Below are 15913 nucleotides of genomic sequence, written 5' to 3' on the forward strand. Positions count from 1 at the left end.
GTGGACGACCGACCCAGACGCCTACCGCGCCGAGCTGAATGCGACTCGGCGAGCTCGTCGCACAGGCCCAGCTCCTCCAGGGCGAAGGCATGGTGCCTCACTGATGCGGGACTACCCGAGGGGCAGGACGAGGTGGGCGGTGCTGTCGTCGGTGGACGTGATCGTGGTGGTGCTGCTCGTGCCTTCGCCAGCGTCGGAGTAGAGCTGGTCCCTGCTGTTCACGACCAGAATGAGCCTGTGGTTCGCGGCGAGGTCGTAGCCGGCGGCCTGCAGGTTCCAGGAGGCGTTGCGGTCCTCACCGGGGGACAGGTCCACAAGCGTGAGGGGCTCGTGCGTGATGATGCGGGCGGTGTCGTCGGGGGCGACGTCGAACAGGTACGCCACGAGGGTCGTGGCGGCAGCGGAGCTGCGGACGGTCAGGGCGAGCTCGGGGACTCCGCGGATGCGGCGGGCCTTCTGGAGCGGGCCGCTGGTCCACACGGCGAGGTGGCGGCGGTCGAAGGTGCCCGTGGGGTATGACTTCGGGTTGCCCTTCCACTCCGCCTGGCCCGTCGTGATGATGGCGTCCACCGCGGTGGCAGCGGTGAGCTGTCCGGCGGTGAACTCCCGCTTCCAGCCCGTTTCCGGTGAGGTGCCGAGTCCGCCGTCGCGGCGGTCGGTGGAGGAGGCGGTGAGGTACCAGGATTCAGTGGAGGTGGTGACGTCCGCCCAGGACGGCCTGGGTTCGCGGACGGCGGGCTCGGTAATGACGTTCTGCCCTGTCTCCGGGTCGATCTTGGTCTTGTACGTGAACATGATCTGGCTGTTGACCGGCTGCCATCCGCCAACGCCGTTGTCCGCCCCGAGCACGTGATGGTCGAGCCAGGCGAACGCCTCCTCGACGGGCACGTTCGGCCCGCTGAACGGGATGGTGAGACCGGCTCCCTCGGGTGCGGCGTGGTCACCGATCCAGAGGTTGAGCCGCTTGGGCACGGTCAGCCCGTCGAAGTGCGCGACGGTCTGGTTGGCCGGGAACAGCGTCTCGTGCCAGGTGTTGGAGAAGAAGGTGGGGACGCCGCGGACGTTGGTCTCGTCGAGGTACGAAGACGGCGACCGCTCCTTGAGCCACGCCTTCACGTCTTCGGGGTTCCGGCCGGCCAGGAAGTCCTCCAGGAGCCGGCGGGTGGCCGGGGCGAACTTCCGCTCGATCGGGCCGCCGGTGAAGTCGATCAGCGCCTTGACCGCCGCCAGGTGCCGGGTGTCGTTCTGGAACAGGCTGTCGGCCAGGTCGCCCCACGTGCTCAGGGCCACGACCGCGTCCACCCGGCCGGCCGGGTCGTGCGCCGCGACCAACTGGCTGATGCCGGACCCGTAGGACTCGCCGAGGAAGGCGATCCTGCTCGGATTGAAGTGCTGCTGGGCGTAGTCGATGACGGTGGATCCGTCGGCCCAGTCCGCGGGGCCCGCCACATCGATCGTGCCCTGGGAGGTCCAGGGGGCGTCGACGAAGCCGCCGCCCGGGAGGGGGCTCGTGAGGCCGATGCCGCGGGGGGTGTAGGCGAGCACGTGGTAGCCGCGGAGCGCCAGCTGGAGGTACGCGTACTCGAACAGGATCCAGCCGAAGGGCGTCCAGCCCGACGGCACGATCACCACCGGGCGGGGCTCGGAGGTGTTGAGCTTGATCGTGTGCGCCGACAGACGTACTCCGTCGTCGGCGGTGATCCAGGGGAAGCCGATCGTCGCCTTCTGCCGCACCTGTTCCGTGAGCTCCTGGAGGTCGGCGGTGAGCAGCGGCGTTTCCGCCGTGCCGTTCAGGGTGGCGACCAGGGCCTCGGCGACGTTGACGGCGTCCGGGTCCACGGACGTGGCGGAGGCGTAGACGCCCTGCCCGGCGATCCGGCTCAACTGGGCTGCGGTGACGTGGGTGATCGGGTTGTCGTCCTGCGAGTGGCTCACGAAGGGGTCCTCTCGAAATCGCCGACCGGGCTGGCCGATCGGTGCCGTGGGGCCCCGTTCTAGCCCGGCCGGATCAGCCTGTAGCTCATATCTGGACATCTCCGACTTTGGAAGAAGTGTGCTGGATTCACCCGTGCAGGCGGTTTCAGAGGTGCCGGCTCTCGCGGGTCGCGCAAAACGGTCACTGCACGACACCAGTTGAATGAACATGCTCTTCAATGAATGCGGAGCGATCGACCTGATTCAGCCGCATATGCCACCGGAACGAGGGGCAGCCCGGCGGGGCCGATCCGGCCGACCGGGCTGTTGACGGCCCTGTCGGCACGTTCCCCACAGGGCGAAGAGGTGTTCCGTTCTCACGCGACCAGGATGTCGACCGCAGGGCTGGACCGGACCGAGTAGCCGCAGGTTGGCGTGCGCTTCGCACACCTGGTGTCCTGATCATCCGGCGTCCTCGCGAAAGCCGTCGCAGAAGGGCAGCCCACGATCGGCCGAGGCTGGAGGATCAACCGGTGATGCCGAGCCGGCGGACGTGGTTGGGTTCGGTCCTCGCGGCGTCCAGGGCGCCCCGGCGGACCGGCTCAGGCGGGGAACAGGGACAGTTGGCCCTCCTGTTCTTCCCCGTCTGCCTGGTTGTCGTTCTCCTCTGCCAACCCGGCTGCCGGAAACGCGACCGGGTCGTCTTCCGCGGCGGCTTCCCGATCGTGGTCCTCCCTGGCCTCGGTCGGCAGGACGTACTGCTGTCCGAGACCGGCCAGATGCAGCGGGAAGGGCAGTCCGAGGGCCTCCGGATAGTCCGGGGGCTGCCGCAGCAGGTGCGCGGTGAGGGCCAGGGCCTGCGGATCGTCGCCCTCGTCCTCGTGACACCCGAGTACGGCGAGTTCGAGGAGGCTCGGCCGCCATCCCACCTCTCCGGTGTCGATGGTCGACTGTCCCTTGCGCGGCCCCATACGGATGGGGCGGGGGGCCAACTTGTCGGCCTCCACCGCCGAGGACTTGAACTGCACCGGTTTGGGAGTCGTCGAGTAGAAGACCCTGCCGGTCTCGTCGCCCTCGGGGATCCACACGTGCGAGGGCATCCCGTTGACCCCGCCCTGGGGGTGCATTCCCCACCACTGGGGGGTCTCCCGGTCCCCGTGGGATCGCGTGCGGAGCAGTCTCAGCTCGGGTGGGAGCCGGCGTGCCTCCGCGTGACCGTCACGGATCCGGTCGGGTTCGGTCCGTCCGTCCTGCAGCCAGGTCCAATGCGAGCGCGCGTTCTGGGCGTCCACCATGAGGAGGGTGGGCTGCCGACGCAGCGTCGCGCGCATCCTCTGGAGCCATTCCTCGGCCCGCCTGCGCTGCTCCTCCCGGGCCGCGTACCGGCCGGGCCTGGGAGCGGCCGCCGTCCCGTCGCCCTCCGGAGCACGGGCGGAGGGGAGCCGCGGGCCCACCTCAGCCATCCGGGCGAGCCTCAGAAGCATGGCCGGGTAGGGCACCCAGGCTCCCGCGCCGGCGTCCGCGTCCGGGTCCCAGCCCTCGATGGCGGCACGCCCCGATCCGTCTCCCGCCGGGGTCACGAGGACCGCGACGGGGACGTCCACGGCCCACCGGTTCTTGTCCGTCCGGTTCTTGCGGACCATCCACACGGCGGCGAAGCGGAGCCCCTCGGGCACCCCGGGCAACGGCTTGGCCTCAGGGTGCACCCGTGCCCCCAGCTGCCGGAATCCGTCTTCCCAGGCCATCAGGGCCCGGTGGTCGCGATTCCGCTCCGTGTCCCGCCCCTTCGCCTTCCGGGGCACCAAGAGGAACTGCGTCACGAAGCCGCTGTCGGCGAACCCGAGCCGCAGGGCGAACTTCGGGTCGTGCCGCGGCCCGGGGAAGTCCTCCGGATGGTCGATCTCGACGAGTGCGAGCCGGGGGGCCGCCCCGGGGGGAGGTGCACCCAACCACCTCGTGACTTCCCCGCGTCGGCGCTCCACCGCGTGGGTGTGCGCGGTCGGGGCCACGCGTCCCTCCGGCACGTCGAGGGGCCCGGCGAAGGCGACCGGAGTGCCACCGCCGCCGTGCTCGGAGCCCACCGGGCGGTGGCAGGACAGCCGTACCACCAGCTCGGGGGTTCGCCAGGTCAGGACCACCGGCGTCGTGGAGCGGGCGCCGTCGAATTCGGCGGCGGGCCGGGAGTCCTGGGACGGTGGCAGCCCCAGGCGCTCCACCAGCGCCTCGACCACGGTCTCCCGCATGGTCTCGGTCTGCCAGATCAACCGGGCCTCGAACACCGGCGGGTCCTCCCCCGGTCCCCCGGAGGCCAGGGCGAAGGCGAGGGCACGCCGACGCTCCAGCGCCTTCCGGTCCGCTTCGGCCAGCTTGTCCGCTCCGGTGACGGTCGGCGGCGCGTTGACCGGCCGGGTGGCACCGATCGTGGTGTGGGTGAGGGCGGGAGTGCGGCGGAGCTCGTCCGGCAGGGCCTGCTCGGCCCATTCCGTGAGCATCGAGCACTGGTTGGGCATCAAACCCGGCTTGACCGCGTGTCCGCCCATCGCGGTCCGGTGAACGAGAGCGGCGCGCATGTCCTCGCGCAGCAGCTCCTCCGGAGCGGAGAGCAACAGGTCGGGCTCGGGGAGGCCTTCTCCCAGAGGGATCCCTGCCAGCAGCCGTGCCGGCCCACCGTGCGCCCACTCCATCGAGCTCCGTCCGGTCTCACGGTCCCGGACCCGCTCCAACTGGGCCACGGCGAACCGCGAACTGCGGGGCACCCCGGGCAGGACGGGCACCCGGGGGCGCAGCAGGACGGTGGTGCGGGATCCCCAGGGAAGATGCACCCGCTCTGTCGACTTGGCCAGACGTGTGGCCCAGCGCCGGACGAACCAGTGCAGGTGAAACCTCGGGAGCGGGTCGAAAGGGACCGTCTGCAGGGTGATGTTGAGGCAGATCGAATACCACCAGGTCCCGGCCGGCCGGCCGGGGCTGAAGGACATGGGCTCGGAAACCAGTTCCGCACCCCGGTCACGGGGCCCCCGGGGCATGGCACGGAACCGGAGCGTTCCGGCGGCGTGCTCGTACGGTTCGAGAGCGAGGATGCGCCGGGCCAGCCAGTCGGTGGTGAGGGTGAACTGGTGGTCCCCGGGTACGAAGGTGCCGCCTCTGGTCGCTCCCCCGCTCAGCAGTTCCCGCTCGACCGACTCCCAGTGCGGCGGTGCGGCGGCCAGTCGAATCCGCGCCTCTCGGAGCGCTCCGGCCTGCGCCGGATCCGGGCACAGATCGCCCAGCCAGCGGTGCACCAGCGGCACCAACACCTTCTGGGGCAGAGGATCGGAGTCCTCCCCCGCCGCGTAGAGCCAGAAGGGAGGTTCACCGGAGGGGGGCCCGGGCCGCCTGGGCATCACCAGCACGTCCGGGGCGAAGGCTTGCAGCACCTGCTCCAACGACCGGGTCGGCGCGGTCCGCCAAGGCTCCGTGCCGGGGCGGCGGCCGGCGTTGCACAGCTCCAGTACGGTGTCCCGCCAGGTCTCCGGAAAGGGCATCGCACGGTAGGGGCGGACCACGGAGGCCTCGGCTGTGGACGGTGTCCAGGAGGCGGTCCTGATGTGGCGGTAGGCGACGGGCATCTGATTCCCCTGGTGTCAGCCGGTGGAACGGTGGTGATCGAGGTGGTGCAGGGCTTGGTGGAAGGGTTCGTAGAGTGCACGGGCGACGACGGGGTCGAGGCGGTCGGGGAAGCGGTGGCGGTCCCCCTCGGAGAAGTACGGGGCGAGGACGGACTTGAACGCCTCCAGGAGTCCGTCCGGCGACCGCCGCCCCCGGTCGACGGTCGGCCCGAGGGACCAGGCCGTCCGGGGGGCGAACGCCGCGTCGACGAAGACGACCCGGGCGGGTACTCCGCCCCGTACGAGTCGGCCGATGACCTGCCACAGCGTCACCAACTGGTCCCAGGCGAAGCTCCTCTTCTCCCATGCGGGGAGACCCGAGAAGACGTACCGGCGGGCCAACACCCGGCGCCACTCCGAACGGCCCAGGGACCGCAGGGCCAGACCGGCGCTGTCCAGGTCACCGGCCGCGCGCACGAGGTCCGTGAACCCGGCCGGACCGGGACGGTCGTCGCGGCGGGGGAGGTCCCGCACGAAGCGGGTGATCCAGTCGTTGACGCAGTACACGGCGAGGGTGAGATCGTCAGGACGGGGATGCGGCCGGGCCAGGAACATCGCGACGCCGAACGCCGCCTTGCCCTGTGCGTTGAGGATGTTGTGGCCGCGCTCGATGGCCATCACGGGGGCGACCAGGACCTCCGCCATCGGGTCCTCCGCGAACATCGCCACGTCACCGCGACGGACCGCGCTCTCCACGTCGGCCGGATCCCCGTCCCCTTCGGGGTCGCCGGCCCTGTCGGGAACGAGCAGCCGCACCCGCCCGCTCCACCGCTGTTCGCCTTGGAGGGCCTCGGCGACCGCGGCTGCCTCCCGATAGCTGCCCACCAGCAGCAGCACCCGGCGCCGGTCGTCGTCGCCCACCCGGGCCAGTTCGAGGTCGAGGGGGCTCGCCGAGCCGTTGGCCGAACGGCGGGCCAGGCGGAGGGCCATGGCGCGGGCTTGCTCCAGGCGCGCCTTCTGGGGGGTCCCTGACAGGAACATCGGTTCCCGGGTCCGTTCGTCATAGAGGAAGTGGGTGCTGAAGGTCGTGCCGAGCACCGCTTCCCGGGTGCGGCGGGAGGGCTTGAGGACGGCCCGCACCGGAACGGTGACGTGCGCGCGGGTGGATTCGCCCGCCCAGCTCGTTCCGGACATGAGGACCACGTGCGGCCCGGGCAGGTCGCTGAAGGGGTCGGAGCCGATCCGTGACAGCGCCGGGAGCAGTTCACGCCCGACCCCCGCGTACCGGAAGAACCGGAGCGTCCCGCTGGCCTGCGGCTCGGGGTCGGCCTCCGACTCGTCGGAGTCCTCCGGCAGGTACTGGAATCCCAGGACGTTGCCCATCGGCGCCTCGGGGATCAGCGGGGCGTAGTCCAGGGGGGCCCGGCGGGCCAGTTCACCTCCTCGCGAGTCCAGCCGCAGGGCCGCCTCGACCTGGGGCCAGAGGAATGTGAGACGTTCCAGACGGTGGTGCAGGGTGCAGAGGACGAGCAGGAATTCCAGGCGCCGCCGGTTCAGGTCGAAGCGGACGGCGTCCGCCTCCATCGCGACCGCAGCGACCTCGGGCAGCATCGCCCTCAGCAGGTCGGCCACACGCCCCTTGGTGCGTCGGGGCGCCTGGCTGTACAGAAGGTCCCTGGCCACGTCGATCAGGGTGTCGGTGAGCGAACCGTACGGACCCGCGCCGCCCAGCGGATCGTCCCGGAAGTCGTCCAGCCACCGGGCCAGCAGACGCCGGTCGGGGTCTGCTCTCCCGCCCCCGGGACGCCGTGTCCGTTCCCCTCCCTCCGGTAAGTCCTCCGGTACGTCCTCGTACCCCTCGTAGAGGTCGAGGTCGTCCTCGATGGAGTCGAGCTCCGCGAAGAACGTGGTCGGGTCCACGGCCTGCCGGTCGTCGCCCTCGAACCAGTCCAGCAGCAGTTCCTCTTGAAGGGTCCACGGGCTGAAGTACTCGGCGGACACCCAGGCCCGAAGTTCCCGGTCGGAGATCAGCAGGCGGTAGAGACGGTCAGTCGCCGCGGTGACGACGGCGAGGGCCGAGTTCCACTGCTCCACGTCCCGGTCCGTCAGGGGAACCCGCCCGTGCCGGGACAGCTCCTCGATCTTGTGCGTGTGGAGCCGGTCGAGCCAGGACTCGACATTGGGCCGCACCAGCGTGGCCGAGGGGGCGAAGAGATCGTCCAGCCTCATCTGCACGACATCTGCCTCGTCCACGAAGACGATGTCGCTGCGCAGGACCGCCAGCTCCAGGTGGCGCAAGCGCTCGTCGTTGAGGTGTCCGGGGACCGCGGTCTGGACGAGGCTCGCGGGGTTGGCCACCCAGACCAGGGCGTCCACGGTGTCCCTGACGGTCTGGTGGCGAGGACAACGGGCCCAGATCGGGCATCCGTGGGCCGTCCCCTCCAACTGGTCCGCCTCGGGCCGCGCCGCGTCCGCCCCGGTCATCGCGGTGGCGCTCGCGAACGGGTCCCAGCCGTGTACGGGAGCCGGGTCCGGTTCCGCGGCGGTGGCCCGCGGGTGCGGGTGCAACCCGATGCACGGTGCGTCGACGTAACGCAGCGGCTCGGTCGCTCCGGGACCCCGGAGCCCGTTCACGGCACATGCCGTGCTCAGGTGCTCGAAGCCCGCGGAGTGGTGATCGAGGAGGTTCGTCGTTCCCCTGCTCGCCAGTCGCCGGTGCAGGCCTTCCGCGTGGGTGTGCCGGCTGCTGGCCCCCAGGATCGGCACGGCCCGCAGGCCGAGGGCGCACAGGGTCTCGGTGAGGGTGAGCTGCGTGGCCACGTCCCCCACGACCAGGGTGGTCCGCAGGCCCCGACGGGCGGCCCAGACCGCGACCAGGACCATCAGGGTGGTTTTCCCGGCGCCGACCATTCCCACCAGATGGAGGAGGCCGTCCAGGGGGAACGTGTCGCTGTCCCGGAAGGTGCCGCCCGCCTCGTCGCGCAGGGCGAACTCCACCTCCTGCAGACGCGCCGACCAGCGACCCGGACGAGAGACGCCCATCTCGATCTCGGTGTCGTCCATCCAGCGAGCCGTGGCCTCCAGGTCGGCGCGGGCGACGTGCAACGGGCGTGAGCCGCCCGCCCGACCGGAGCCCAGGTCGTGGCCGGGCGCACGGTCGAAGAGCAGGCCCTCGGGAATGTCGACGGAGGCGCGGCCACGCCCGTCCCGGAAGGAGCTGCGGCCTGCGGGGGCCTGGGCCAGCGGTCGCATGACGAAGCCCGGGAGTTCGGACAGCGCCTCCTCGTACACGGCCGTGCGCTCCGGGCAGACCGTGGCGCCGACCCGGCGCGCGGGCGTCCCCGACCCGGCAGGAGGGAGGGCGAATTCCCTCAGTCTCGCGGGTACCTCGCGATAGGCGTCCAGCAGCTCCTTCCAGGCCCGGCCGCGGCGCAGGGTCCACAGCAAATGGCGGCCCACGTGGACGGCCGCGTCCCGATCGCGGTCCCGACCGGCCACGGCACGGTGGAACGGGTACCCGCCCAGCAGGGTGTAGGCCCCCTCCGCCGACGCCCCGGGCACGACGGCGGCCAGCAGGGTCAAGGCCAGTTCCACCTGGCAGAGTTGGGCCGGCATAATGCCGAGGTCTCGCAGGGAAGCGTCCCAGTGAGGGGCCAACCGCTCACTGACCTTTCGGTGCCAGCTCTCACGGTCCCGCATCCAGGGCTCCTCTCCTCATGCCGTCCACCCTCTCGGCGATCCTGCGCATCAGCTCCCCCGTGCTCATCAGCGCGGGTCCGGTCCTCCCCGGTGAGGCCGCGCGGAAGGCCCGCACGTAGTCCTCCCGGGCCTCGATCCGCCGGTCGGGCACCACCCAGAAGGTGGTGTCGGGGTGTCCTGTCCACGCCTCCTCCGGCAGCGCGGCGGCCAGCAGATGGGGCTGAGCCCAGTCGCGAACGCGCACGTCCCAGCGGTCGCCGCCGTCGGGGAAGGTCACGCTCAGTCCCGGCAGATCGCCGACGGGATCGAGGTGGGGGTCGACGTTGACCCCCGGCATCGAGGTGACCAGCATGTTCCGCAGGGCGGTCTCGATCACGCCGGGGCCGGTGACGAACTGGCGCAACGGACGTTGCAGCTGGAAGGGGCGGCCGGTCTGGTCCCGCTCCAGCACACGACCGACATCGCCGGGACAACCGGCGCGTTCACACCACCAGAGGTCGCCGTCGAGGGGGGTCAGGAGGATGCCGCAGCGCTCGCAGACCGCATAGGCGCCCGCCCGGACGTGGAGGTCGGAGGCCGGCTGGTAGATCTCCGTCAGCAGGCTCCACAGCGGCTCCAGCAGCAGGTCGCCGGTGACGTCGTACAGTTCCGCGGCCGTCAGCACCGGGCGGCGCACCAGCAGCGTGTGGAAGGCCAGGAAGGCGGTGCTGTCCCCGAGGCCCGAGCAGCGTTTGCGGGCCTCCCTCAGAACGAGGTGGTGCAAGTCCTCGGGGGCTCCGGGAGCGTGCCAGGCCCACTCGTGGCACAGGTCGGTGGGGCGACCGGACCTGGGGTCGAGCAGCGTCTCCGTTCCGCTCTCGTAGCCTGGTACGACACCGGCGGGCCACTCCTCCAGGGGTCTCGTGCGGGCCCACACCAGCAGGTCGGCCAGCCCGAGCGGAGGGTCCTCCTCGGCAAGGAGGGACAGCATCACCACACGGTCCAGGGCCCACTGGGCCTCGCTGGGGTAGGGCAGGGCGAACGAACGGACGTTCTCGGTGGCCTCCAGGAGAACCAGGGCCCGGGCCAGCCCCGAGAGGACGACCTCCGGCCGGACCGGCCCCTGCCTCGGCAGCGCGTCCTGCTCCGCCTCGTCCGGCCTCATGCCCGGTCCTCGGGCTCGCCGGCCCCGGTCCCGTTCTCCGCCGCGGCATCCGGGCACCACCGCCGGACCTCGCAGCCGGCGCAGTCCGCACGGGCGCCGGGGGTGGCGGGGTGGCCTTCGTCCCTGGACCAAGGCCCCGCCAGATCGGCGATCACCCGGCGGGACCGCTCCCGGGTGAGTTCGTCACCCGGATCGAGCTCCTCCAGGCCCACGCCCTGCGGCCGCAGCACTTCCAGCTCCACTCTGGAGCGGCGCGGGTCGCCGCCGAGGACACCCCGGTCCATCAGCAGGACGGCCAGGGCCAGTTGCGGGAAGGAGCGCACCAACTCGCCGCGGGTCCACAGGGGCCGGACGGACGTCTTCGTCTCACGGATGACCGTACCTCCCCGGTCGGTGTGGAAGAGGTCGCAGTCCGCGATCACCACGACGTCGGCGATCGGGTCCCATGCGACGAGCCGACGCTGTGGAACCACCCGCTCCGTCGGATCGAGGCCGTCCAACGGGCAGATCGCCCGGTGCTCGGCAAGCATCGCCAAGGCCGGAACAACCTCCTCCGCGGACAGCCCCGGGAGGCTCTCCGGGAGAGTACGGTGCCGACACGGCACACGGGGTTCGGCACCGTGCACCTCGTTGAGGTACCGGTCCACCGCCCGTCCCCGGCGAATGGCCACGCTCTCCTGGCGGGAGTCACCCAGCTTGAGGACCCGGGTCAGGTAATAACGGGACGGGCAGGCGGCGTGGGCCCGCAAGTCCGACACGGAGACGCTGCGGCGCCGGCGCGGCCGCGGCGGGGCCGGCACCCCGAGCAACCCGGGCACTCGGGGCACCGCGGAGCACCCGCTCAGGGCCTCGCACCCCACGCAGTCCTGTCCGGGCACCGCCTCGGTGCCGGAGACCACCTCGGCAGAGGCCCGCTTCGCCTCCAGGGCGTACCGCTGCACGGCCTCCGCGTGCGTCCAGTCCGCGAGGACCTCCGTCGAACCGTCTCCCAGACCGATGCCGACCACCCGGACCCGGTCGGGTTGCCGCCACACCGTGTCGGCGGGCGAGTAGTTGCCGAAGTCGTTCACCATCGGCTCGCCCACGGCGAGGACGAAGGCCGCGGCCGCGATCTCGGCCGGGGACCTGTCCCGGCGCACGGACCGGAACGAAGGCAGCCAGATCTCCCGGCGGCTACCGTCCTCGCTCACGTACCGCCTCCCCCAGGCCGTGCGCTGGTATTCCTTCCCGCCTCGCGCGTCGGGGGCGTTCAGCGAGGTCCGGGCCACCCACTCGTACCGCACCGCACGCAACGGCGGATGTCCGGCGGCGACCCGCCGCTCCTCGTCGGCTCGCCGCGTGTCGATGTGTCGCCGAGCCGCCTCGGCCGCCCACGCAAGGTGCGCCGGCGCGCAGTTGGAGCGCACCCGACCGTCCCGAACGGCTCGTTCCACGCTCGTGCCGTCCACCCGGTCAACGAGGTCCAGGATGCCGCCCCAAGGCGCCAGGGCGAAGTCCGGCATCGGCTTGCGCGTGGAGCGGGGCGGCTCCTGCTTCACCCCCGGGCGCGCCTTGAGCGCCGCGCCCAGAGGGCACACGCCGTCCCCACCTCTCAGCAGGGTGATCCCCACGCGCACCAGTTCACCGTCGCCGCCCGTACCCGGTGGGAACTGAAACACGCTCACGAACGCTCCTGTCGGACGCGGAACCCGATGATCACAGGATGCGACCAGAGTGTGTGCGGAGTCAACGGACGACAGGGCGGCAGGGCTGTTGCCACTATGCTGACGCCATTCGCTCACGGAGGGTGCGGAGAGTCACATCATGCAGCCAGAAACACTGTTCGCGGGTCGATACAGGAACCTTCACCCCCATCGCCGCGGCGGCATGGCAACCGTCTACCGCGCCGAGAGCACCGGTCCCGGTCCCAAGCACCCCGACGTCGCCGTCAAGGTGCTCGCGTCGGACCGTTCGTCCGGCTATTCGAACGACCGTCGCCCCCCGTGCCCCGACAAGGTCGGGCGCTTCGAACGGGAGATCAGTCTGCTCGGCCGGGTACAAGGCCGCGGGACTCCCCTCCTCATCGAGCACGGTGTTCACGAGGGCGACCGCTTCCTCGTCATGGAATTCGTCGAAGGTGTGAATCTGGACGAGTTCCGCAAGAACCAGCTGCCTTCGCGTACCGCCAACGTGTGCATCGTCCACCGCTTGGTCGAGATCCTCCGGGACGTCCACAGGGAGGGAATCGTCCACCGCGACATCAAGCCGGCCAACATCATGCTCAGGAGCAACGGTGAGCTCGTTCTCGTCGACTTCGGAATCGGCTGGAACGACGATCCCCGCCTGGCTCGCCACACCATGGAGGGCAGTTCACTGGGCACCCTGGGATTCCAGGCACCCGAGCTCATCGAGATCAAGGGCGACCCCACTCCCGCCGCCGACATCTACAGCGTCGCCTGCCTCTTCTTCTACCTGGTGATGGGATACCCGGTCTTCAAGGACAAAGCCGGGGATTCCAGGAACGCCCTGTGGAACATGCACCTCAACGATGTCCCGCCCCGCCTGGACGCCCTGGTGCGGGGCTTCCCCGAGGACCTCGCCGACCTGGTGCAGGCGATGTTCGCCAAGGCTCCGGCGGACCGCCCGGCACACGCCGAGATCCTCCGCGTTCTGGCCGCTCACGTGGCACGGCCGGGGGATCCCGCACCGAGCCCCAGCCTCACCCCCGACCCCACCCGCCCGTTCCGGGAGGCCGGCACGGCGCCCTCCGGCCTCGACCGCCCCCGGTCGGTCCCCGCCCCCCGTCCCCCCAGGGGATTCGACCCGGTCTCCTTCACCGCGCTCATCGCGGAGACCGAGGCGGAGTTGGGACGCGGTGAGGCCGGGGTCGCGCACCTGCGTCTGGGCTCGCTGCTGCCGGCCGCGCGCAGGTCGAGGCTCGGCTCGACCCATCCGGACGTGGCCCTGGCCCGCGCTCTGTGCGCCGAGGCGCTGCGTCGGGAGGAAGGCGTGGAAGCCGCCGCCGGCCGTTGGCGCACCCTCGTGGAGGACCTTCGGCACGTCGGCTCGCGTGAACCCCTCGCCGCCGTGTACGCGGAGGCCCTGATCGGTGTCGCGGAGTCCCTGATCCCCACGGACCCGGAGACAGCGGTGCGGCTCTGGTACGAGGCCGTCTCCGGATTCGCCGGATGGTCAGAGCCCCCGGTCGAGCGGTTGGTTCGGCGGGCCCGTGACGTGGGCGGGTCCCTGGCCTCGCAGGGATTCGAGAGCGAAGTGACAGAAGGCCTCGGGCACCTGCCCTACGGCTGAGGGCCCGTCCGGTGGCCGACCTCGACCTGTCCGCCGGCCAGCAGCTCCCCCAGGACCGCGGACAGCGTCATCCCCTCTCGCGCCGCCTCGGCCACGGCGGCTTCGAAGGCCGAGGTTCGTCGGTACAAGGCCCCGTAGGCACGTTGTTCCTCCACCGGCAGCCGCATGACGCGAAGCCGGCGGACATCGACACGGGAACTGAGCGAGGCGTGGCCGGCGGCCCTTCTGCCATTGGCCCTGCCGCGCAGGGCCGCCGCGAGGAACCACGGGTCCAGATGGTCGGGATCGGTTCGGAGGCGGTGGAGTTGGGATCCCAGCACCACCGTGCCGTTCTCCACCCACGCCTCGCATTCCGAGAAGGCCGTTCCCACGACGACGTCGCCCGGGACGGTCACCGTCAACGGCCCACCGGACGTCGCCCCATCGGCCACCTCGTCCCGGAACATCCACCATCCCTCCCCCGTACGACCCGCGTGAGCCGAGGGGATGACGGCGATTGCACCCGCCGGGGGCACACCCTTGCGCAGGGACTCCACCGGCACGGGGGCCCCGGCGGCAAGGCGGACGTGGCCCAGCTCTTCCAGCTCGGCCACGGTGAGTGAGGTCGGCACCGGCCCCGGACGCGGCCGCCGGCCCCTCAGCTGCGAGGCGTGTTCGAGCAGGTCGGCGACGGCACGGTCGAACCGGTTCCAGTGCTCCGGGAGTTCCGTGACGACCGGGCCGCGTTCGGCCACCCGCCGCGCCGGCGTGAGGTCGGTCTCCCCTCCCAGCAGCTCGACCACCGGAACCGCGGCCACCTCGGGGCGGTCGAGTCCCGCGATCCCCGCCACGGCGCGTTCGCGCACGGCCTCCCAGTCGACAGTGGGAACCCCGTCGGCGGCGGGGCCCCGGCAGTCCGCCGCATCGATCAGGGCGACCCTCCGCTCAGTGCCCCCCTCCGACGCCGGCGCCTCGCGACGGGGCCGCACCAGGACCCAGACGTGCAGCCCCACCGCGCGTGGTGGGGCCGCGCCCACGGGAAGGGCGACGACCGCTCTCAGACAACCCTCCCGCACCAGAGCGGCACGAATGCGGCGGCCCGCTCGCCGCGCGGCCACCGCCGGGGGGAGGACGACCACGGCCACGCCGTCCTCGGCGAGGCTGGACACGATGTGTTGCACCCACGCGAGTTCGGGTTCCGTGCGGGGAGGGATGCCGAACGTCCACCGCGGATCGTTGAGCAGCTCGTCCCGTCCCCAGTCCCGTTCGTTGGCAGGGGGGACGCAGACCACCGCGTCGGGCCGTGCCGATTCGGCCGACGCGCCCCGAAGCGTGTCCCCCACAGTGACGTCCACACGCCGAACGGCGGGTTCCAGCATGAGTCGTACAGAAGCCAGTTCGGCGAGCGTCGGGTCCAGCTCGGTACCGCTCACCGCCTGCCCTGCCGGACCTGCGAGACGAGCGGCGGCCACTGCGAGCAGTCCGCCGGTACCGCAGGCGGGATCGTCGAGGTGACGAACCGGAACGTTTTTCCTTGCGGCGGTCACCAGATCGGCGAGCAGCTCGGCCAACGGGGCCGGTGTCGTGGCGATCTGCCGCACATGTGCGCCGAGCCACCGGTCCAACAGCCCCCGGAGCAACACGCCCGCCGACCCGGCGGGCTGTTCCGCCAGAACACGGTCCACCAGGGCGCGTTCCGCTTCTTCCAGCGAACGCCCCGGCGTGCCGATCGACTCACGCCCTCCGGGGAGCCGTCTCCCGATCTCGGCGATGACGGCACCCATCCGGTCCCGATCACCAAGCGCCTCGATGTACGGCCAAATTCGGTCATGGGCGGGCACTCGGTCCGCCACCTTGTCGTGCTCGGTCAGCCAGTTCTCCACGTCCGACAGGGAGAATTGGGGGCCGGAGTCGGTCCCCCCGACTGCTGCGGGAAAGTCCGGAAAGCGTCGCCGCCAGTTGCTCACCGCCGCACGTCCGACCCCCGCATAGCGGCCGATTCCGGCGAGGGTCACCAACACCGGGGCCGTTCCCTCACCCATGCGTCTCCCGATTCGCCTACCACTGCGGTTCCGGTTCCGACTCTGCCCGAACAACGGCGACACTCTACCCCCGGCCTTCAACCGCTCTCCGCTCGGTGATCACCCCCGATTCGCCGGCCCGGCGGTCTCGACGCAGCTCATCGGAGCATGGCGTGCCGCGGCACGGGCACCGTTCCCTTGTAGTAGCCCTCCAGCCCGGCAATCTCAATCAGCGGGACGTTCGCGTCGTCGACGGCGACGCAGTGGTACGACGCGGCTTC

At 71.4% G+C, this 15913-nt stretch carries 7 protein-coding genes; 1 reads left to right on the plus strand and 6 read right to left on the minus strand.

The genetic code is table 11. The features are described 5' to 3' along the window. Nucleotides 1-111: 111 nt before the first annotated feature. The 5 genes from ACQKM2_RS06710 to ACQKM2_RS06730 all read right to left on the minus strand — a co-directional run bounded on the left by ACQKM2_RS06710 (nucleotide 112) and on the right by ACQKM2_RS06730 (nucleotide 12008). Nucleotides 112-1935, minus strand: coding sequence for an alpha/beta fold hydrolase (locus ACQKM2_RS06710; RefSeq protein WP_427707205.1), 1824 nt, complete (start codon nucleotides 1933-1935; stop codon nucleotides 112-114). Between the two features lie 581 nt (nucleotides 1936-2516). Next, a complete protein-coding gene (locus ACQKM2_RS06715) occupies nucleotides 2517-5522 on the minus strand; it encodes a pPIWI_RE module domain-containing protein (protein WP_427707206.1) in 3006 nt (1001 codons plus the stop codon). A 15-nt stretch (nucleotides 5523-5537) separates the two neighbouring features. Next, nucleotides 5538-9200 (minus strand): hypothetical protein, encoded by a 3663-nt coding sequence (locus ACQKM2_RS06720; RefSeq protein ID WP_427707207.1) that lies wholly within the window; start codon nucleotides 9198-9200, stop codon nucleotides 5538-5540. Further along, complete coding sequence (locus ACQKM2_RS06725) at nucleotides 9187-10344, minus strand: hypothetical protein (protein ID WP_427707208.1); 1158 nt, start codon at nucleotides 10342-10344, stop codon at nucleotides 9187-9189. Before ACQKM2_RS06725 ends, ACQKM2_RS06720 begins: the two co-directional genes overlap by 14 nt. After that, on the minus strand, nucleotides 10341-12008 hold the full coding sequence (locus ACQKM2_RS06730; protein ID WP_427707209.1) for a PD-(D/E)XK nuclease family protein: 1668 nt from the start codon (nucleotides 12006-12008) through the stop codon (nucleotides 10341-10343). The genes ACQKM2_RS06725 and ACQKM2_RS06730 overlap by 4 nt, the downstream gene beginning before the upstream one ends. 202 nt (nucleotides 12009-12210) lie before the next feature. Between ACQKM2_RS06730 and ACQKM2_RS06735 the strand changes: the two genes are divergently transcribed. Then, nucleotides 12211-13632 (plus strand): serine/threonine protein kinase, encoded by a 1422-nt coding sequence (locus ACQKM2_RS06735; RefSeq protein WP_427707210.1) that lies wholly within the window; start codon nucleotides 12211-12213, stop codon nucleotides 13630-13632. On the opposite strand, the gene ACQKM2_RS06740 is transcribed toward ACQKM2_RS06735, so the two are convergent. Further along, a complete protein-coding gene (locus ACQKM2_RS06740; RefSeq protein ID WP_427707211.1) occupies nucleotides 13623-15494 on the minus strand; it encodes an N-6 DNA methylase in 1872 nt (623 codons plus the stop codon). The genes ACQKM2_RS06735 and ACQKM2_RS06740 overlap by 10 nt on opposite strands. Nucleotides 15495-15913 lie beyond the last annotated feature (419 nt).

The sequence above is a fragment of the Streptomyces sp. NPDC004126 genome (assembly GCF_050275515.1).
Classification (GTDB): Bacteria; Actinomycetota; Actinomycetes; order Streptomycetales; family Streptomycetaceae; genus Streptomyces.